The organism is Neptunomonas sp., assembly GCF_016744175.1.
Taxonomy (GTDB): domain Bacteria; phylum Pseudomonadota; class Gammaproteobacteria; order Pseudomonadales; family Balneatricaceae; genus Neptunomonas.
Genome location: NZ_JADGEV010000006.1, coordinates 49,087 through 68,935 on the forward strand (window position 1 = coordinate 49,087; position 19,849 = coordinate 68,935).

General features: G+C 43.3%; 22 protein-coding genes. 14 read left to right on the forward strand and 8 right to left on the reverse strand.

Annotated features, from left to right (window positions below; genetic code table 11):
• Position 1 precedes the first annotated feature (1 nt).
• From QZZ55_RS03935 to QZZ55_RS03960, 6 genes are read left to right on the forward strand one after another with little or no spacing between them, the layout of a single operon-like run.
• Complete coding sequence (locus QZZ55_RS03935) at positions 2 to 1,018, forward strand: glycosyltransferase (RefSeq protein WP_293265533.1); 1,017 nt, start codon at positions 2 to 4, stop codon at positions 1,016 to 1,018.
• Positions 1,015 to 1,755, forward strand: coding sequence for a polysaccharide deacetylase family protein (locus tag QZZ55_RS03940; RefSeq protein WP_293265535.1), 741 nt, complete (start codon positions 1,015 to 1,017; stop codon positions 1,753 to 1,755). Before QZZ55_RS03935 ends, QZZ55_RS03940 begins: the two co-directional genes overlap by 4 nt.
• A complete protein-coding gene (locus QZZ55_RS03945; RefSeq protein WP_293265537.1) occupies positions 1,752 to 2,504 on the forward strand; it encodes a glycosyltransferase family 2 protein in 753 nt (250 codons plus the stop codon). Before QZZ55_RS03940 ends, QZZ55_RS03945 begins: the two co-directional genes overlap by 4 nt.
• A 50-nt stretch (positions 2,505 to 2,554) precedes the next feature.
• Complete coding sequence (locus tag QZZ55_RS03950) at positions 2,555 to 3,751, forward strand: O-antigen ligase family protein (RefSeq protein WP_293265539.1); 1,197 nt, start codon at positions 2,555 to 2,557, stop codon at positions 3,749 to 3,751.
• Complete coding sequence (locus QZZ55_RS03955) at positions 3,748 to 4,764, forward strand: glycosyltransferase (RefSeq protein ID WP_293265541.1); 1,017 nt, start codon at positions 3,748 to 3,750, stop codon at positions 4,762 to 4,764. Before QZZ55_RS03950 ends, QZZ55_RS03955 begins: the two co-directional genes overlap by 4 nt.
• Positions 4,754 to 5,866 (forward strand): glycosyltransferase family 4 protein, encoded by a 1,113-nt coding sequence (locus QZZ55_RS03960; RefSeq protein WP_293265543.1) that lies wholly within the window; start codon positions 4,754 to 4,756, stop codon positions 5,864 to 5,866. Before QZZ55_RS03955 ends, QZZ55_RS03960 begins: the two co-directional genes overlap by 11 nt.
• Here the strand turns inward: QZZ55_RS03960 and QZZ55_RS03965 are convergent.
• Together QZZ55_RS03965 and lpxL are read right to left on the reverse strand one after the other, a co-directional pair.
• Positions 5,856 to 6,584, reverse strand: a complete 729-nt coding sequence (locus QZZ55_RS03965; RefSeq protein WP_293265545.1) for an SGNH/GDSL hydrolase family protein — start codon at positions 6,582 to 6,584, stop codon at positions 5,856 to 5,858. The two genes, QZZ55_RS03960 and QZZ55_RS03965, sit on opposite strands and share 11 nt — an antisense overlap.
• Positions 6,568 to 7,482 carry an LpxL/LpxP family Kdo(2)-lipid IV(A) lauroyl/palmitoleoyl acyltransferase gene (gene lpxL / locus QZZ55_RS03970; protein WP_293265547.1) on the reverse strand — a complete coding sequence of 305 codons (915 nt, stop codon included), beginning with the start codon at positions 7,480 to 7,482 and terminating at the stop codon, positions 6,568 to 6,570. The genes QZZ55_RS03965 and lpxL overlap by 17 nt, the downstream gene beginning before the upstream one ends.
• 123 nt (positions 7,483 to 7,605) lie before the next feature.
• Between lpxL and msbA the strand changes: the two genes are divergently transcribed.
• Together msbA and waaA are read left to right on the forward strand one after the other, a co-directional pair.
• Positions 7,606 to 9,393, forward strand: a complete 1,788-nt coding sequence (gene msbA / locus QZZ55_RS03975; protein WP_293265549.1) for a lipid A export permease/ATP-binding protein MsbA — start codon at positions 7,606 to 7,608, stop codon at positions 9,391 to 9,393.
• Positions 9,386 to 10,660, forward strand: a complete 1,275-nt coding sequence (gene waaA / locus QZZ55_RS03980) for a lipid IV(A) 3-deoxy-D-manno-octulosonic acid transferase (protein WP_293265551.1) — start codon at positions 9,386 to 9,388, stop codon at positions 10,658 to 10,660. Before msbA ends, waaA begins: the two co-directional genes overlap by 8 nt.
• Positions 10,661 to 10,667: 7 nt before the next feature.
• On the opposite strand, the gene cyaY is transcribed toward waaA, so the two are convergent.
• Positions 10,668 to 10,991 (reverse strand): iron donor protein CyaY, encoded by a 324-nt coding sequence (cyaY, locus tag QZZ55_RS03985; RefSeq protein ID WP_293265553.1) that lies wholly within the window; start codon positions 10,989 to 10,991, stop codon positions 10,668 to 10,670.
• A gap of 144 nt (positions 10,992 to 11,135) precedes the next feature.
• Here cyaY and QZZ55_RS03990 point away from each other — a divergent pair, with 144 nt between their 5' ends.
• Genes QZZ55_RS03990 through QZZ55_RS04015 form a run of 6 tightly spaced genes read left to right on the forward strand, consistent with a single transcriptional unit; the run spans position 11,136 to position 15,704 of the window.
• On the forward strand, positions 11,136 to 11,225 hold the full coding sequence (locus QZZ55_RS03990) for a lipoprotein (protein ID WP_156905131.1): 90 nt from the start codon (positions 11,136 to 11,138) through the stop codon (positions 11,223 to 11,225).
• A 39-nt stretch (positions 11,226 to 11,264) separates the two neighbouring features.
• Positions 11,265 to 12,521 (forward strand): diaminopimelate decarboxylase, encoded by a 1,257-nt coding sequence (gene lysA, locus QZZ55_RS03995; protein ID WP_293265555.1) that lies wholly within the window; start codon positions 11,265 to 11,267, stop codon positions 12,519 to 12,521.
• Between the two features lie 14 nt (positions 12,522 to 12,535).
• The gene (gene dapF, locus QZZ55_RS04000) at positions 12,536 to 13,369 is read left to right on the forward strand and encodes a diaminopimelate epimerase (protein WP_293265557.1); all 834 of its coding nucleotides are present in this window, start codon (positions 12,536 to 12,538) and stop codon (positions 13,367 to 13,369) included.
• Positions 13,366 to 14,067 (forward strand): DUF484 family protein, encoded by a 702-nt coding sequence (locus tag QZZ55_RS04005; RefSeq protein ID WP_293265559.1) that lies wholly within the window; start codon positions 13,366 to 13,368, stop codon positions 14,065 to 14,067. Before dapF ends, QZZ55_RS04005 begins: the two co-directional genes overlap by 4 nt.
• Before the next feature lie 4 nt (positions 14,068 to 14,071).
• Positions 14,072 to 14,992, forward strand: a complete 921-nt coding sequence (gene xerC, locus QZZ55_RS04010; protein WP_293265561.1) for a tyrosine recombinase XerC — start codon at positions 14,072 to 14,074, stop codon at positions 14,990 to 14,992.
• Positions 14,985 to 15,704: an HAD family hydrolase gene (locus QZZ55_RS04015; protein WP_293265563.1), complete on the forward strand. Its 720-nt coding sequence runs from the start codon at positions 14,985 to 14,987 to the stop codon at positions 15,702 to 15,704. Before xerC ends, QZZ55_RS04015 begins: the two co-directional genes overlap by 8 nt.
• A gap of 65 nt (positions 15,705 to 15,769) precedes the next feature.
• Here QZZ55_RS04015 and hemW read toward each other — a convergent pair whose 3' ends face one another.
• The 5 genes from hemW to QZZ55_RS04040 are packed head-to-tail and all read right to left on the reverse strand — an operon-like array spanning position 15,770 to position 19,775.
• Positions 15,770 to 16,909 (reverse strand): radical SAM family heme chaperone HemW, encoded by a 1,140-nt coding sequence (gene hemW, locus QZZ55_RS04020; protein WP_293265565.1) that lies wholly within the window; start codon positions 16,907 to 16,909, stop codon positions 15,770 to 15,772.
• Between the two features lie 38 nt (positions 16,910 to 16,947).
• Positions 16,948 to 17,559, reverse strand: a complete 612-nt coding sequence (rdgB, locus tag QZZ55_RS04025; RefSeq protein ID WP_293265567.1) for an RdgB/HAM1 family non-canonical purine NTP pyrophosphatase — start codon at positions 17,557 to 17,559, stop codon at positions 16,948 to 16,950.
• 3 nt (positions 17,560 to 17,562) lie between these two features.
• Entirely contained in the window at positions 17,563 to 17,997 is a 435-nt protein-coding gene (locus QZZ55_RS04030) for a DUF4426 domain-containing protein (RefSeq protein WP_293265569.1), read from the reverse strand.
• 13 nt (positions 17,998 to 18,010) lie between these two features.
• Complete coding sequence (gene metW / locus QZZ55_RS04035; protein WP_293265571.1) at positions 18,011 to 18,601, reverse strand: methionine biosynthesis protein MetW; 591 nt, start codon at positions 18,599 to 18,601, stop codon at positions 18,011 to 18,013.
• On the reverse strand, positions 18,591 to 19,775 hold the full coding sequence (locus QZZ55_RS04040) for a homoserine O-acetyltransferase (protein ID WP_293265573.1): 1,185 nt from the start codon (positions 19,773 to 19,775) through the stop codon (positions 18,591 to 18,593). The genes metW and QZZ55_RS04040 overlap by 11 nt, the downstream gene beginning before the upstream one ends.
• Positions 19,776 to 19,849: the final 74 nt, after the last annotated feature.

Consider the following 19,849-nt stretch of genomic DNA (forward strand, 5'->3'; position numbering starts at 1 on the left):
TATGATTGTTTGTGAGGTGATGGCCAGTTATGAAGAAGGCGGGCTTGAGAATCATTTTATTGAATTATGCAACGGCCTAGCCGCTCGCGGCCATCAAGTGCATGTGGTTGTTGATGTAAGGTTTCGAAGTCGTTTTGAGCCTCAAGTTAAAGTACATACCACGCAATTCTCACGTTTTCGTTATCACCCACTTCTATTGTGGGATTTGGTGCGCATTATTAATGCAGTTAATCCAGATGTTATCCACTCGCATGCCGGGAAGGCTACGGGGATTATTGTCAAAATAAAGCGCTGGCTACCAGCGCCATGTGTCGCCACCATTCATAATATGAAAAAAGACAAGACTGCCTATGGGAAAGTAGATGCAGTGATTGGTGTGAGTAAAGGGGTTTTGGCTGGAATAACCTGTATTAATACTCGGACTATTTATAATGGCATTGGCGACTTGAACCAAACAGGAGCCGATGCTACGCAGCTTAATAAGCTAGGGCTAGGCTCAACAAGACCCGTTGTCTTTGCTGTTGGACGCTTAGTGCCGGTCAAAGGATTCGATGTTTTGCTAAACGCATGGCAATCTGTTGATGCAGACTTAGTTATCATCGGAGAGGGAGCAGAAAGAGATAATTTACATAATTTAGCGTCTGCTTTAAACATTTCACCTAAAGTGCATTTCTTGGGATTTATTGAAAATGCAGGAGCCTTATTGAAATATGCTGATCTATTAGTCATATCGTCACATAAAGAAGGATTTAATTATGTCATGGCTGAAGCGTTACGGCAGTCCATCCCCGTCGTTTCCACTGACGTCCCTGCGCCGAATGAAATACTTCCTGAAACTTATCTTGTGCCAAGGGCTAATCCAAAAGCACTGGCCGAAAGAGTGAGTGAAGTATTGGAAAGCAAGAACAGTTGCATGAATGAGTTACAACCACTTTTTGATTGGGCAGCTACAACGCTTACAACTGATAATATGGTTGAGGAAACAGCGCTGTACCTTGAGGAAATGACGGCCAAATGATTATTAGTATTATCACAGCTCTAATCGCCCTATGTGCGCTGTTATGGTTTTTAGGGAATTATAATATTTGGCGCCCTGTCGTACCTTCTGATCGTCCTCGTGTTTTGATGTATCACAGCATTAGTAATGATGTTTCGGATTTGGCTGTCAGTGTGTCGAAGTTCGAGCAACAGTTAAAGTGGTTAAAGGCAAGAGGGTATCGATTTGTTACCGTATCAGAGCTCTTTGAAATGGGTGCGCAAAGTAAAGTTGTTGCCCTTACCTTTGATGACGGATTTGAAGACAATTACACGAATATGTTTCCAGTATTGCAGCGGTACAATGCCAAAGCGAGTATTTATCTAGCACCGGATATTTCTAGTATTGATAAATTAACAGATGAGCAAGTCAAAATAATGCAGGCTTCAGGGCTGTGTGAATTTGGTGCTCATACGATGAGTCATGTGAATCTAAGTCACTTGGATGATGAGCAAGCTAAGTGGGAAATAGAGCAGTCAAAAACAACAGTAGAAAACCTGACTCAAGAGAAATGCAGGACGTTTGCTTATCCATTTGGCCGCTATACGGGTCGTACCGTTGAGCTGGTTAAGGCTGCTGGGTTTGATTCTGCAGTGACTGTGAAAAAAGGAATCGAGCATGTTTCTGATCCTTTACAAATGAAACGCATATCCATACTTGGGAAGACCAATATAGTGCAGTTTTATATTGCTATTACACGAGGGCGTTATCGCGTATGAAAAATGTGAGTGTTTACCTCGTTGTGATGAATGAAGAGAATAATATCCGACGTGTTTTGGATAGCCTTATTGGCTTTGATGATATTGTTATCGTTGATAGTGGTAGCCAGGACCGGACGCTAGATATCGCTAAAGAATACACTGAACGTATTTTTTATAAGGCTTGGGATGGTATGGCTGCTCAAAAAGAGTATGCAAAAAACTTATGCGCGAATGATTGGGTTCTGAATCTAGACGCCGATGAAGAGTTAACCACTGAGCTTAAAGAGCAAATTGCGTCACTTGTGTTGCTTGATTCATGTAACGGTGCAAATATTCCTATTCGAGAGCACTTCATGGGGGCACGAGTTCATGATAATACGAAGAAAAATTCTCATGTTCGTTTGTTTCGTAAAAGTCAGGGCGCCTATGGAAATGAGCGCTTTCATGAAAGTCCCACGGTGTCAGGTACGATCAAAGAATTGAGTGGAGAAATCAACCATTATGGAGAGGTCTCGGTAGAAGTTAAGGTGGACAAGGTTAACCGCTATTCATCGGGAAAAGCACTCGATAAATTCGAAAAAGGTAAACACAGTGGTTTACCTAAACTCCTTTTAGTATTTCCAGTGATGTTTATTAAATCGTACTTTTTGAGGAAAAACTTTCTTAACGGTCGCCGCGGTTTTATTTCTAGTATGGTGAATGCGTTTTATGCTTTTCTAAAAGAAGCGAAGTTGTATGAACAAGAAATAACAAAAGACACTCATTAATAGCTTGATGTCTCTTTACGTTAAAAATGTATCTTTGGGTAGTAAATAGCATGGTAGAAGCACGGACTAGGTCGGCGGTATTGAATGCATTTAAAAGCATGATTACTCCCAAGTTCTTAGCTGTGAGTACAGCCTTATTTTTAGGGCTGTTTTTTTTGGTATCTAGCGACCGTTTACATCGAAATATTTACTATCTATTTGTGTTGCTTCCGTTTCTCGCTGTGTTATTTAGACGACCGATAATTCCTGTTGCCCGCACACGAACGCTCCGGTTTATTTTGCTTTTATTTGCTTTTCTATTTTGCTCGCTCTTTTGGAGTGAGGGTGTTGATCATGAAGTTGTATTTAATGTGTTACGTAAAGAGGTAATAACTGTTTGTTTTGTTTTGGTCGTTGCGTGGTTATGGCAGCAGGGGTATCAGGACTACTTATTGATTGGTTTGTTGGCAGGCGCCTTTCTAGGAGTTTGGCTATCTATTTATAATTTTTACGTCGTTGATGGACACCCGTGGAATGCTCGTTTGGAGGGTATTGGCCGAGGTGAACATGCCATAAAATCACCCGTTATGTACGGCGCTGTTTTGGTTACGTTGTTTGGCTCAATGAGTGATAAAGTGTTTAAAAATAAGAATGTAAAACTATGGGCATACTGCGCAATGGTTTCATATTTGATGTTTATTATTTTGTCTCAAACTCGCGGTGTTTTGATAGCAACGTCCGCAGCTTTCTTGTTTATATTGGTTCTTCGTAAGAAGCATAAGCAAATTGCAGCGCTGGCTGTGTTAGTCGGGCTAGCTATTATGTATGCGTATACTGAGGGTATATTTGAGCGGATGCATACGTTACATGACGCAAGGTGGGATATCTGGGCGCAGTCATTGGCGATTTGGTCAAAGAGCCCTATCTTGGGATATGGCATCTACCCAGAGCAAGTTATTTTGTTAGCAACGGGCCAAAGCTACCCTCACCCTCATAATATCTTTTTATCCCACCTTCTATACGGGGGGGTAGTTGGTCTATTGCTTTTACTTTGCCTAATGGCGTCCCTCTTTTATTCGTCATTGACGCTCTGGCGCGAGCAGTTGAATATTCTTCCGTTAGGGCTGTTTATATACTTTTTATTCGTAGGGCTATTTGATTTTTCAACATTAATACGTAGTGCGGATGTGGAGTGGGTGTTTTTTTGGTGGTTAGTTGCAATTGTCGTTGCTTCTGAGGGAGACGTGACTAGGAAAGTTCCCCGATGAGAATCCTTCATACCATTTTAACACGTGGCATGGCGGGCACTGAACGTTATGTGGCTGATCTGTGCAACCAGCAGGTAAAGACAAATCCTGTCGCTATTCTAGTAAGGTCGGATCACCAACTTGATAACGGTTTGACCTTCCTTTCATGGTTATCGCCTGAAGTCATTGTTCTTTTAGTGCCTAAGCAGTATCCACTGCCGTGGATTTTATGGCATGTTTTTCGGTGGAAGCCAGACATAATTCATTCTCACCATAAAAGGGATGCGAAATATATTGGCCGATACGTAAGTAAAGTAACTAAAATAGGCACGCTACATATCGAATATCAGGATGCTTTTGGTCGCTGTGATGGCTTGGTGTGTATTTCAAGCTGGCAGCGTGAGGGTATTCCAGCTGAATTCTCAGGTGTAACAGAAACTGTTTTTAATTGGGTGCCAGCACTGAGAAAGGCTGATCCGAATAAAGTGAATAAACTGCGAGCAGAGTTGGGCATACCTGAATCTGCTTATGTTGTTGGTGCTGTAGGGAGGTTTGCAAAAGAAAAAGGTTTAGGCTTACTTGTGAATGCTTTCCTGGAAGCAGGATTGCCGGAAAGTTATTTGGTTATTATTGGTGATGGGCCTGAACGAGAAGCGCTTCTACGGCGTTCATGTCCTAATGTAATATTGCCAGGGATAACCGCTGAAGTCGCTCAATATTACGGGTTGTTTGATCTCTTCGTTCTTCCCTCATTGTTTGAGCCTTTTGGGTTAGTCTTACTTGAAGCCATGAGTATGGGGTTGCCTGTTATATCTACTAAAACTGAAGGCCCAAGAGAAATGCTGTCATCTGTTAAAGGTGCAGTGTTAGTCGAAACCGGAGATGTAGTTGAGTTATCTAAAGCGATAAAGCAGGCTTATATTGAACGTTCATTGGTAAGTAAGCCTATTCAATATGATTTGCAACGGTTCGAAAGAGAGCTTCAGATTGGAAAAATTGAAAGTGTGTATAAACGAGCGTTGAATGGCACTTAAACCTATCTATATAGTGTTGCCCCCTGGCGAGATGTACAGCCCATTGAATGCAGGTGCCGTAGCTATAGTCGTTAACTCAATGAGTGAATTGAGTACACTACACCCTCATATAATTGGTTCTGAATGCAAAGAGCCCTTTCCTTGCGGTACGTTTACAGCTGTAAAGCCTTTTCTGTATCGTTTTAGAAGCCGAAGTCGTGCTTATGCTGGCTCCTGTAAGTCTCTGTTACGCCAGCAAGAAGCCGGCGTTGTGGAGGTGCATAATCGAATTCCTCTATTTCTGTACCTCTATTCGAAATTGAAACAGCATGCTTTTTGTCTTTATTTACATAATGATCCGCAGGGCATGAAGGGGGCTAAAACTAGCCAGGAGAGACAGGCCTTACTGGAAAAAGCATCCACTATTTATGTTGTGAGTGAATATATTAAAAGACGCTTTATGGAAGGCGTTACAGTAGGGGGAGAAAAGGTTCATGTACTTTACAATGGTATAAACGCCTTACAACAGGATGTCCCCTTAGCTAAGCAGCAGCAAATAATATTTGTTGGGCGAATGATTCCTGAGAAAGGAGCGCTTGAATTTGCAAAAGCTTTAAAAGAAGTGCTGCCAAACTATTTAGCATGGAAAGCAATTTTCATTGGGGCAAGGCAGTTCGGTAATACCACACCAACTACCGCCTATGAAAAAGAAGTGCTTGAAGAGTTGAAGAGCCTAGGTTCTCAAATTGAGTACATGAATGCTTTGCCTCATAAAGAGGTCATGCAAAATTATAGAGTCTCTGAAATAGCGGTTGTACCCTCAATTTGTAATGAAGCGTTTGGACGTACCGCATTAGAAGCCATGATTTCTCATTGTGCTTTAATAAGCTCTGATAGGGGAGGGCTAAAAGAAGTAGTAGGTGATACTGCGATGATTGTTGATCCCCAAAGTCCCGCTTCAATAGCGTCAGCAATACAGAAAGTCATTCTCCAGCCTGTAATGCGTAACAAGCTAAGAGTGTGCGCGTATGAAAGAGCTGTGAAATATTTTGATCAGTCCGAAATCGTATCTAAGCATGATAAGATTCGACAGGTTATTATGGCAACATCGCTTAAGCAGTAACCTCGAGCTCTGCTAAGATTTTGTTGGCGATCATCTCTTGTGCCGCCTCGGAAAGGTGGACCTCATCATGGAACATATCTTCGCGGCGCTCAGCGGATATGGTTTTTCGAGTGTCTATATAACACCCATTATATTTTCCAGTTTGTGCTTTTAATATGTTGTCATAATCTAGCAGATTGGTATTTCTTGGCTCATCCTCTACAGGTACAGAGCCCCATAAAATAAAGAAAATATTTGGATTGTATTGATGCAGTGACGTCATAATAGCATCGATATTTTCTTTATATTCATTTGTTGATACAACTGAACCTGTCTTAAAAAGCCCATTGAAATAGGTCTTTCTGAGCCTTTTCTTAAGCGACTTTAGTGCTTTTCGAAGAATACGTTTAACCCGGTTGTCGGGATAGTATTGGATGTACACTTTGGGAATTGTTGTTGTCCATGCATCAACTAAACCGTAGTTTATAAGTGCGATATCAAAAGATTTGTTTAGATCTTTCGTTATGGCTAGGCCTTCTCTTGTTGTCCTCATGGCTTCGCCATGGTTATCTAAATAGCATGTTTGGCTGCTTTTTGAGAGTTGATTTAGCCGTTGGTGTAGAATGGAAGCAACTGAGCTGTGGTTGATACCACTGGTATTACAATCACCTAAAGCAATGAGCCGAATGTTTTGTGTGGTTCTGTCTACATGTGACGAACCATCAGTTTTTGTAAACATGGTTTTTTCCATTCGGGTGTGTTTTGAACCGTCTATGTACCCACATATATTGAGCCGGATTCTTTAGTATCCCTTTTTCTAGTTCCTGATTAACACGGATAGCATCTTGAACATCATCTCCGCTTGGAAAGTGATTAATGATGGGGAAGAGCTCTAACTCGTACCCTGAGTTATCAGGCTTTCGGTGGTGTGTGAACATTAAGATAGGCGAGCTATTTAGTTTTACCATACGTGATGTGGCAGTAATTGTGGCTGCAGGAACACCAAAGAAGGGAGCATAGACGGAGTGTCGGGGGCCAAAATCTTGGTCGGGGGCATACCATACTACGCGGTTTTTACGCAGCGCTTTTAAAACACTACGAAGGCTTTCGCGTTCAATGGTTTGGCCTAGGTGCTTTTCGCGACTGGACTTGATTATAGTATCCATCAATAAATTGTTGTGTTCGCGATACATCGCATCAACATCAAAATAGCGTGACAATAAACGCCCTCCCATATCCAATGTCGAGAAATGGGCGCCTAATAAAATCACCCCTTTGCCTAGGGAAAGGGCTTCTTCAAGATGTTCCTTTCCTTTGAGAGTAACGGGTAGGTTTAAGCGCTTGTCATTCATCCACCAACTCATACTCGTTTCAAAAATCCCTATAGCGTTATTGCGAAATACGTCCCTAACTAATTGTTTTTTCTCTGCTGAAGAAAGGTCAGGGAAGCAAAGGGCAATATTTACCTCTGTGATGTGTCGACGAGTTTTAAAGAGTAGACACATCAGATCTCCCACCTTATTTCCGAGTTTCATTTGCCAATGAAAAGGAAGGAGGCAGATTAAATAAAGCAGGCCTAGTCCGGCCCAAGTGAACCAATATTTTGGGGCTAAGAAATATTTGTTAATGGCTGTCATGTGGTGTTCTGAATTAAAAGCGAAACACGATTGTAAGAGGCTTTTGCTATGGCAGCAAATACTTATAAAAGCAGGCTATAATGAGCGCGTTTTACATTGTTCGCGAATTGAGTTGAGAGCCGGATGAGTTCAAAAAGTAATGATGCTGATATAAGTACTCAGAATAAACCATCGCAAGGGTGGGCGGCCTATAAACGGTTATTGAATTACGCTAAGCCATACTGGCCAGTGTTTTGTGTCGCTTTTATTGGATATGCACTGTACGGCGCTTCACAGGCAATGTCCGCTAAATGGCTTCAAAGTGTTGTGGATTCTGTCGAGGGGGGGCGTTTAGATGACCGTATTTGGTTGGCTGTTGCGGTTCTAGGTATTTTTGCATTACGTGGTATTGGTACGTTCTTAGGTAATTATTGTATAAGTTATGTTGCCCGTTTTGTGGTACATGGCTTGCGCACAGATTTATTTGATCGAATGTTATTGTTACCTGCACAGTACTACCATCATCACTCGTCAGGGGAAATGTTGGCCCAGTTAACCTTTAATGTTGAGCAAGTAACAGGGGCTGTGACAGATGCTGTAAAGGTATTGATCCGTGAAGGTTTGACGGTTATTGGCTTGTTTGGTTATCTCTTTTATCTTAATTGGAAGCTTACATTGATTTTTATTGCAGCAGCTCCTTTCATTGGAATTGTTGTGAGCATTGCCTCAAAACGAATGAGGAAGCTAGGGCATAAGATTCAAAAATCGGTTGGCGATATTACGAGTTCCGCATCTGAGTCCATTCAGGGGTACCAAGTAGTTAGGGTTTATGGTGGCACAAGCTTTGAGCGAGGGAGGTTTCATGGGGCAAGTGATCTGAATCGTCGCCAGTTTATGAAATTGGTTGTAGCAGAGTCGATAAATACGCCGGTTGTACAGTTTTTGGTGGCTATGGCGTTAGCTGTTTTAATGTATCTCGCTATGTCTCCATCGGTAATGGGCAGTATGAGTACAGGTGAGTTTGTAGCGTTTATAACGGCTGCCGGAATGATTACTAAACCGCTACGATTATTGACAGAAATAAATGTCATGGTTCAAAAAGGTATTTCGGCGGCAGAGGCCGTGTTTGCTACTATGGATCAAGAAGCAGAGAAGGACTTAGGCCTGCAACGTGTTGATAGAGCTGCAGGGCATTTGTCGTTTGATAGTGTTTCTTTCACTTACCCTGATACGAGTGATCGTGTTTTATCAGATTTTTCCTTAGATGTTCCTCAAGGAACAACAATAGCCTTAGTAGGTAAGTCTGGAAGTGGTAAGTCGACAGTAGCAGGACTGCTTCCTCGTTTTAATGATAGCTGGGCTGGGCAGATATTATTGGATGGTCTGCCAATAGAAGATTACCAGTTGGCTTCATTGCGGGAGCAAATCGCGATTGTGAGCCAAAGCGTGGTTTTATTTAACGGTAGCATTGCAGAAAACATTGCTTATGGTTCGATGTCCTCGGCTAGCCTTGAACAAATTCAAGCGGCTGCTGAAGCTGCGCATGTTATGGAGTTTGCGGAACGCTTACCCGAAGGTCTTCATACACAGGTTGGCGAAAGCGGTGTGTTACTGTCTGGTGGTCAGCGTCAACGTATTGCTATCGCTCGTGCAATTCTCAAAGATGCGCCAATTTTAATTATGGATGAAGCAACCTCGGCATTGGATACTGAATCAGAGAGACACATACAGGATGCGCTGGAAGGGGTAATGAAGGATAGAACCACGTTAGTTATCGCACATCGATTATCGACTATCGAAAAAGCAGATATGATTGTGGTAATGGACCAAGGGCGAATAATAGAGAAAGGAATCCACAGTGATCTATTAAAAATAGAGGGAGCTTATGCGCAACTGTATAAGATGCAGTTTAGTGAGTTGGTGGATGACTAGCGCCCCTCGTTACGTTTATAGCGCAATATTTTATCTGCTTACACCTGTCCTACTGATACGTTTATGGTGGCGTGGGCGAAAATCTCCAGGTTACCGACAACGCTGGTGGCAGCGTTTTGGTTTTGTTCCTAAGATGGAGAATAGTCCTCTGTGGGTTCATGCTGTTTCTGTAGGTGAAACAATAGCCATTGCTCCATTTGTCGAGCGGCTGCTTAAAGATTACCCCGAACTACCGATCGTCATAACCACCATGACGCCAACAGGTGCTGCACGTGTAGAGGGTATTTTTGGTAATCGAGTATGCCACTACTATTGTCCTTATGATCTTCCAGATGCTCTTGCTCGTTTCCTTAAACGCGTACGTCCTCGCGGTTGTTTGATTGTGGAAACAGAGCTATGGCCTAATATGATTATCGGCTGCAAAAAGGCGAGTGTTCCCGTTATTGTTGCGAACGCACGTTTGTCTGAGCGCTCAGCAAAAGGGTATGCAAAGGTTCGTGGTTTGACTGAACCAATGTTGTCAGCATTGACATTATTGGTGACGCAGTATCAAAGTGATGCAGATCGTTTTTTACAGTTAGGGATGCCCGCTGAGCGAATAGACGTTTCAGGTAGTATAAAGTTCGATATTCAAGTGGACAGTGACATAAGAGAAAAGGGGGCTCAGCTGCGCCAGAAATTAGGCAATCGCTTTACGGTTATTTTGGCTAGTAGCCATGAGGATGAAGAACAGCAGTTGTTGACATGCCTTCAGCCATTTATTGAGCGACACCCCGATCTGTTAGTAATGTTGGTGCCACGGCATCCTGAGCGTTTTGAGTCGGTTTATCAGAGTGCACTGCAGTATTCCGATCAAGTAATACGACGCTCAGAAGTTCCCTCTTTAGTGTCTGATGAAGCCGCTCGGATCTACCTAGGTGACACCATGGGAGATCTTATGCTTTTGTATGCAGCTTCAGATGTAGCAGTGATGGGGGGGAGCTTTGTTAATGTAGGTGGGCATAACCCGTTGGAGCCTGCGGTACTGGGAATGCCTGTTGTTATGGGGCCTTACTATTTTAATTTTGATGCGATCAGTGACGGGATGACACAAGCCGGTGGAATGCAATTAGTATCTGAAATGTCGGGTGTTATTGATTTACTTCACAAGTACTATGTGTCATCTAGTTTAGTAGACGAGCAAGGTAGTGATGCTTTAGCTTATGCTGATTCTCAACGGGGTGCACTTGATCACCTCTATAAAGAGGTGACCGCGAGGCTTTTATAGTTTGTACTTAACATTCAAACGTTAAGCTTTCGCCAGTTTGAGTAACATAAGCGTGATTCAACATATCGACTAGAGGGGTTTTCCCGTTATCACGTAACCATTGTTGGCTACTAGCATCATAGTCGAAATGAAATCCGCCATCCTTGGTTGCCAACCACAGTTGAAGAACAGGCGTTTGGCGAGTAAAAATGATCTGAGTGCCGTTTTCGCATTTGATGGTGAGTACACCACCACTTATTAGATAATCAATATCAGAGTCCGCATCATCAAGACGTTCTTCAATCTGTTGTAAGGTATTATCAACGAGATCGTTAAATTCAGATTCGGTCATCAGTAGGCTCTTTGTGAAGATAATTAAGTGAATGCGCAGTATATCAGTTTTTCAACGGTACTCATTAGCCGCTTTTCAAGGGTATAATCGATCAATTATTGTCTATCAAATGAGAGTTGTATTGTGAAATTTAGCTGGGTTTGGATGTTGGCAGGAATGATTCTCCTATCAGGTTGCGGACAAAAAGGGCCGCTATACTTACCTGAACCAGTAAAGCAGACTGAAAATCAGTAACGCATACAATCAAATAAGTATTACGAGTGAGAAGAGTAAATGGATAGTTTTGAGTACCGTAATGGCCACTTGCATTGCGAAGAACTTGCGCTTGGCGACATTGCAAAGCGTTTTGGCACGCCAGTATATGTTTATTCTCGTGATGCTATTGAACGTGCTTATCTAAATTATGCGCAAGCGCTTGAAGGGCGTGATGCTCTAGTTTGTTATGCTGTTAAAGCTAACAGTAATCTAGCTGTACTTAACGTCTTGGCTAGATTAGGCGCAGGCTTTGATATTGTTTCTTTAGGGGAGCTTGAGCGTGTACTCAAAGCAGGTGGACTACCTGAAAATATAGTGTTCTCTGGTGTGGGTAAACAAGCTCATGAAATTAAGCGTGCTTTGGCGGTAGGTATTCGTTGCTTTAATATTGAATCAGAAGCTGAGCTTGAGCGTGTTAACCAGGTTGCTGGCGAGTGTCAAAAAATCGCTGATATCTCATTTCGAGTTAATCCTGATGTCGATGCGGGAACACACCCTTATATATCTACCGGTCTTAAAGATAATAAGTTTGGTATTGCTATTACCGAGGCTGAGCGTATTTATCGTCATGCGGATAGTTTGCCGCATGTTAACGTCGTTGGCATGGACTGCCATATTGGTAGCCAATTGACTGAAATTGCTCCTTTTATGGATGCATTGGATCGTTTACTGGCATTAGTTGATAAACTAGCTGAACAGAATATTCAAATCCATCACTTGGATCTTGGTGGTGGTTTGGGTGTGTGTTACACCGATGAGACACCACCAACACCGCAAGCATATATTGCTGCTGTACTTGAAAAACTTGGGGCGCGCGCTCTTGGGCTGATTTTTGAACCAGGTCGCTCAATTGCTGCTAATGCGGGTGTGATGTTGACGCAAGTCGAATTCCTAAAATGCACGGATTATAAAAATTTCGCTATTATTGACGGCGCGATGAATGATCTTATTCGTCCTTCATTATACAGTGCTTATCAGGACATCATTCCTGTTACTCTTCGTGAAGAGGGTGAGAGCAAAACCTACGATTTAGTAGGCCCTGTATGTGAGACGGGTGATTTCTTAGGGAAAGACCGGGATCTTAATCTACAAGCGGGTGACCTGTTAGCAGTCTGTTCTGCTGGAGCATACGGTTTTGTCATGAGTTCTAACTACAACACTCGCCCGCGAGCTGCGGAAGTGATGGTAGATGATAATGAAGTATTTGAAGTACGCGCACGTGAAACCCTGATTGATTTGATGCGCGGTGAAGTTATGTTGCCTACAGGGCATTAAACGGAAAAAATAATATGTTGGTTCGCTTTACCAAAATGCATGGTTTAGGTAATGACTTTGTAGTCATTGACTTGGTTACTCAGAGAATTCGGCTGTCAGAAGAGAAAGTCAGGAAGCTCGCAAATCGTCATCTGGGTGTTGGCTTTGATCAGCTGCTATTGGTCGAGCCTCCGACAAATCCAAAAATGGATTTTCGATATCGAATTTATAATGCGGATGGCTCTGAAGTTGAGCATTGTGGTAATGGAGCGCGTTGCTTTGCACGCTTCGTGCGTGATAAGCGGCTTACGAATAAAGACGTTATCGCAGTAGAAACCTCTAATGGTAAAGCAATACTGACGATTCGAGAGGACAATCAGGTAGAAGTTGATATGGGTGCGCCTGAGCTGCAACCCGAAGCCGTCCCTTTTATTGCAGAGGAAAAATCAGCTGTGTACTTGGTAGAGGTCGCGGGACAGCATGTAGATATCTCTGCTGTTTCAATGGGAAACCCTCATGGTGTGCTGGTGGTTGATGATACTGATAACGCGCCTGTTGAAACACTAGGACCTTTGCTTGAAGCGCACCCTCGCTTTCCAGCAAAAGCTAATATAGGTTTTATGCAGGTGATTTCTGCTACTGAAATTAGATTGCGTGTGTATGAGCGCGGTGCTGGGGAAACCATGGCTTGTGGAACAGGGGCTTGTGCTGCTGTTGTTGCTGGCCGGCTGAGGGGAATATTGGACGAAAGTGTCCACGTACATCTTCCTGGAGGGGATCTACATATTAATTGGAAAGGCGGTGACAAAGACCCTGTGCTGATGACAGGGCCTGCGGTGACAGTGTTTGAAGGTCAGGTATTTTTATGAGTAATAATGAAAGTCAGACAGTTCAGTCTACTGAGCTTAGTGAAACAGATATCGCTGATTATTTGGCAAAAAATTCTGATTTCTTTATGCGACATAAACCTCTACTGGAAGTGATGTCTGTACCCCATGAAACAGGCCGTGCCGTTTCATTAATTGAGCGTCAGACATCCCTGCTTCGAGATCGCAATCAAAAACTGACTATCCATTTGTCTGACTTGATTGATATCGCACGCCATAATGATTCGCAGTTTGATAAAACTAAACGTATGGTATTAGCGCTGCTCGATTCTGCTACGTTGGATGATGTGGCCGTCGCATTAGAAGAGAGTTTATGCCGCGATTTTTACGGTGATGAAACCTCGCTAGTGTTGTTTAGTGATAACCCGCTGAATGTTAATAATCTGAAAATTTTACCTCGTGATACTGCAGGGGTGATTGAACCGTTGATGAAAACAAATATGCCTACTTGTGGGCAATTATCATTGATAGAGAATCGGTTTTTATTTGAAGATGATGCGGTAAAAGTTCAATCTGCTGCGGTTATTCCTTTGGTCAAAGGGGAGACAGTTGGGTTGTTGGCAGTGGGTAGCTATGACCCTTATTACTTCCAAAGCAGCCAAGGGACTTTATTTCTATCCTATGTAGGTGAAGTGTTAAGCCGAGTTGTTAGCAGAATTATGCATGAGGAGCAGGTGTAAACTGATGGTTAACCGCAGTTTTGCTGAGCAGCTCAATACTGCGGTTGAACTTTTTCTAGTGCACCTGCGTTCAGAGCGACACTTATCCCCGCATACCTGTAGTAGTTATCAGAGAGATCTATCTAAGCTTTTAGGCTTTGTTGCGGATTGCAGGATTCGGCAATGGGGAGATGTGTCCGAGCGAGAGATCCGCGCTTTTGTAGCTGAAATTCATCGTGAGGGTCTAAGTGGTAAAAGCATTCAGCGGTGCCTGTCTGCTATTCGTAGCTTTTACCAATACCTTGCAATCCAGGGGCTTGCTTCGTTGAATCCCGCTCAAGGTGTGCGAGCGCCTAAAGTTGGAAGATCTCTTCCTGAAACACTGGATGTTGATCAGTTGGGGCAGTTATTATCATTCCCGGTGACGGATGCTATCTCGTGCCGAGATAAAGCAATGATGGAGTTGGTGTATTCCTCAGGCTTGCGTGTCTCAGAGCTGACCAGTCTGAATATTCATGATATTGATTCCCGTGATGCCAGTTTAGTGGTTACCGGTAAGGGCCGTAAAACACGTATGTTACCTGTAGGGAGAGTTGCATTAAGTGCTTTTCATGCTTGGATGAAGTGCCGAACAGCGTGGGCTGATTACACTGAAAATGCATTATTTATCTCTAAAAGTGGAAAGCGCTTAACAGTACGCAGTGCTCAACAGCGATTTGATCATTGGGCTAAAATAATGAATACCCAAGGTAAAGTTTATCCGCATCGTCTACGTCATAGCTTTGCCAGTCACTTACTTGAATCCAGTAGTGATTTGCGCGCGGTTCAGGAGTTGCTGGGTCATGAAGATATCTCGACAACACAAATATATACACATTTGGACTTTCAGCACCTGATGGATGTATATGAAAAAGCCCATCCAAGAGCACATAAAAAAGATGATTAAGTGTATTACTTTCGATCTGGACGATACTTTATGGGCAGTTAGCCCCGTTGTTAGAGCGGCAAATCATACCTTGTATGAGTGGCTTTATGAGAATGCTCCGCTTTTTAACCAGACTTATCAGTTGCGTGATTTAAATACATTAAGAGAGCATGTGCTAACTCAGCAGCCCGAGATTAGTTACAGCGTTTCGCGTATCCGTAGGGCTGTGCTTAAGCATGGTTTATTGCAGGCGGGTTATTCAAAAACAGAGACTGAAACATTGGCAGAGGAGGCTTTTGATGTGTTTTATCAAGCACGCCAAAAGGTTGAGTTTTTTGAGAACGCCATAGGAATGCTTGAAGAGCTTAAAGCGAGTGGCTATATGCTTGGTGCTATCAGTAATGGTAACGCAGATGTTAAGAAAGTGGGCTTATCGCATTTGATGGATTTTCAGTTTAGTGCTGATGGTGTTGGGGTTGAAAAGCCAGACCCTTTTATTTTTCAACAGATGCTAGCACATACTCAACTTAAGCCTGAGCAGGTGATTCATGTGGGTGATCATCCGGTTCATGATGTTGAGGGTGCGAAAGCTGCTGGGTTGTGGAGTATTTGGGTGAACCTCAATGAACAGGCGTGGGAAGAAAATCACTTTCCTGATGGTGAAGTTCATAGTCTTGAGGACTTACCCGCAAAGATTGAGACGATTCATGCTGCTCGGCGTGTCCGCTTATAATTATGTGTCACTCTTATAAGATCGCTTTCATAAAGGGTGGTTTTATAAGAGTCGGCATGTTTTGCTTATTCTGAAATAAACATTTCAAGTAAGTCGTTTAAGAATAATTGACCCTGAGGAGTGGCTTGTAGTCGATGCTGGTCAAGTAAGCCCAATTCACGTGAGTTTGTTAGTGCCTCCTTTATGTTATTTGTTTCTAGAAAGCTACGCTCTTCAAAAATGCTCTCATCAACACCCTCAATTAAGCGTAGAGCATTCATCATAAACTCAAATGGTCGGTCAGTATGGCTTATGGCTTGCTCACCACCGAGTGGGTTAATGCTGTGTAAATAAGCTTTAGGAGAGCGTTGTTTCCAGCGGCGTAAGATCAGGTCTTGCTCAGGAAAAGATAGCTTCCCATGTGCGCCTGCCCCAATGCCTATGTAATCTCCAAACTGCCAGTAGTTCAGATTATGCTGAGCTCTTGCGGGACGCCCTTTTGCATAAGCTGATACTTCATACTGCTGGAAGCCATTCTTTGCTAGCAATTGCTGGCCGGCTTGCTGAATGTCCCAAAGGGTTTCGTCTTGTGGAATGATTGGCGGTTTTGTATAAAATTCAGTATTAGGTTCTATCGTCAGTTGGTACCAAGATAGGTGATCGGGATCTAGATTAAGTGCTATTTCTAAATCATCGAGTGCTTGTAATTCTGTTTGATCTGGAAGACCGTGCATTAGATCGATGTTTAGATGAGGAAAGCCTAGCTCTCTAGCAGCAATAATTGCCTTTTTCGCTTCACTGCCTGAGTGAATCCGGCCTAATGCTTGTAAGTGCTGCGAGCTAAAGCTCTGAACACCGACTGACAGGCGGTTTACACCGGCTTTTAGGTAACCTGCAAAACGTTCTTGCTCGAAGGTTCCTGGGTTAGCCTCCATCGTTATTTCGATATTACGGGCAAAGGGGATTATCTGGTTAGCGCCTTCGAGAATACGGGCAATAGCACCTGATGTGAATAAACTAGGAGTGCCGCCACCGATGAAAATGGTAGCTATCTCACGGCCTTGCGCTGCGACTTGCTCTAGTTTTAGATCTGCCAATAAAGCTGATACATAGGCTGTTTCAGGTATTTCACCTTTTACTGCATGTGAATTGAAATCGCAATAGGGGCATTTTCGTACGCACCAAGGAATATGAATATATAGTGAGAGTGGTGGTAACGTACGCATCAATTTTTGCCTGTCGGTGTGTCTAGAAAGTATTACTACTATGCATTGTTGTTTAAATAGCCGCTGACCTGCTGTAGAAATGATCGTACAGCTTGTCCGCGGTGGCTGATGCTATGTTTCATTTCAGGGGTGAGTTCTGCTGCCGTTTTATCCAGACCATTAACAAGAAACAGCGGATCATAACCAAAACCCGAATCTCCACGAGGAGCGTGTGCAATATGTCCTTCGAGGGTGCCTTGGCAAATAAGAGGCATAGGGTCTTGAGCATGACGCATGTAGACAAGCACGCAACGGTAGCGAGCGCTTCTTTTCTCGTCTGGAACACCTTGCATCGACTCAAGCAGTTTTTGGCTGTTGTCTGCGTCGCCCTTTCCAGGCCCTGCAAAGCGTGCTGAATAGATGCCCGGAGCACCTTGCAAAGCATCGACTTCTAGCCCTGAGTCGTCGGCGAGCGCCGGTAAACCAGTTGTATCGCAGGCGTGGCGTGCTTTAATAATAGCGTTTTCGACAAAAGTTAAACCTGTTTCTTCGGCATCTTCTACATTGAAATGTGACTGCGGAAGAACGTTAACACTGAACTGCTGAAGTGTTTCGTTAAACTCTTTTAATTTACCTTTATTACCACTGGCTAGCACGATAGTTTGGGTCATGGGTTATTCCGTATAAAACTTTTGATCAAAACGAATTTTGGTAGCCGCCTGATTAGGGTCCGGTTGTACGTCGATACTGATATGCATGATTTCTTCATTGCCAAAATTAAAGCTGCCAATGTAATACAGGGCTTTATCTTCTTTGATGGGTGTAAAAGAGATATGCTGTGTTTGTTGCATTAAGTTAGCGACTTTACCTGAGAGAATAGCTTTAACCGGCTTTTTAGCACCCTCTTTGAGTTTTTCAAAAACAGCAATGTTCAGCATGGCAGTATAACGACTACGTTGTAGGTTGTGCTGCTGTGCTACCTCAGGTGCAACAATACTGCTGTTAAAAGCGTTGTAGTGAATAATGTAACGGTCAGTTTCAACTGATTGCTCTGCGAGTGCTAAGGGTGATGCCAGTAGTAATAAAAGTAACGTGCGAATAAATTTCATGAAAGATTCCTTATTAACGTGTGATGCGGTAGATGGCAATTTCGCCCAACATATTAGGCCATAAATTAGTCCACCATCTGTGTTGATGCTCATTATCGACAACGGTTCTATTCAGGATATGAATATTTTTTTGTACACAAAGCTGTTCGAAGTCTTTGAATGTACAAAAGTGAATATTAGGGGTGTCATACCAGCTGTAGGATAAAAATTTTGACACAGGCATTTTTCCCCGAAACCCAAGATAGCCACGTGCGCGCCAATGCCCAAAATTTGGAAAGGTGACGATGCACTCTTTACCGATGCGGAGCATTTCATCCACAATTAAGTCGGGGCGATGCATTACTTGCAACGCCTGGGTCATGATGACTGAATCAAAACTGTTATCTTTGATAGAAGCTAGGCCTTCATCAATGTCTTTCTCAATAACATTTACATTGTTCTTTATACAGGCAGCAATGTTTTGATGATTATTTTCTAGCCCATAGCCGCATACTTGCTTATTGTCGATCAAGTGGCGCAATAAAGTACCATCCCCACAACCTAAATCGAGAACTCGTGTTTCGGGCTTGATCCACTCGTGAATAATTTCTTGATCAGCGCGCATGGTAGCCCTCCTGTCCAGCCGTGTTTGTCTCGGTAGGTATGTCAGCAGCAATTCGACTCATATATGCATTAAATATTTCCATATAGCGTGGTATCGGAATTAAGAATGCGTCATGCCCTTGTGGAGAGTCTACTTCGGTATAGCTGACCTCTTTTTTTGCTTCAACGAGTGCGTCCAGAATTTCCCTTGACCGCTCTGGAGAAAAGCGCCAGTCCGTTGTAAATGCAATGAGCATAAACTTGGCTGAAACGTGTTCTAGTGCTTTAGCAAGATCATGATTAAAGTCGGCTGCAGGGTCGAAATAGTCGAGCGCTTTTGTCATTAATAGATAAGTATTTGCATCAAATGCGGTAGAAAAACGCTCGCCCTGATACTGTAGATAAGACTCAACTTCAAATTGAGGATTAAAGTCGAACATCAACTTCCCTGCGCTCATTTCTCGACCAAACTTCTCACGCATACCATCATCAGAGAGGTACGTTATGTGGCCGACCATACGTGCTAACATCAAGCCTGTTTTGGGGACGGCGTTATGGTCATAGTAGCGGCCGCTATAAAAGTGCGGATCTTTAGAAATCGCTTGGCGCGCTACTTCATTAAACGCTATATTTTGAGCAGATAGTTTTGGGGCTGCTGCGATAACCATGCAATGTCGTAAGCGTTCAGGGTAGGTTATCGCCCATTGCATTGCTTGCATCCCTCCTAAGCTACCGCCTATGACGGCTGACCATTGGTTAATGCCTAAATGATCAGCAAGGCGGGCTTGGCTCGTTACCCAGTCTTTAACTGTCATGAGAGGGAAGTCAGGGCCATAAGGCTTGCCTGTTTGCGGGTCGGTTTGGTTTGGCCCGCTGGAGCCGTGACAGCCTCCAAGGTTATTGAGGCTTACGATAAAGAACTTATTCGTATCAACGGCCTTGCCTGGGCCTATGGCAGAATCCCACCAACCGGGTTTGTTATCCCCTTCGTAATAGCCTGCTGCATGATGGTGGCCAGATAATGCGTGGCATATCAAGATAGCATTTGATCGGTCGGTATTGAGTTTGCCATAAGTCTCAACCATCAGAGTGTATTGATCAAGAGTTCTGCCACATGCAAGAGGTAGCGCTTCAGTAAATTTTATTGCTTGGGGTTCAACTAGGCCAACAGAGTCGTCTGGGAATTTGTTTAACATATTTATGTACCTCGACTAAGAAAAAGAAAAAGCGTTAGTCGAGCATCACATTTCATACAAGAGCAGTGGGGCTC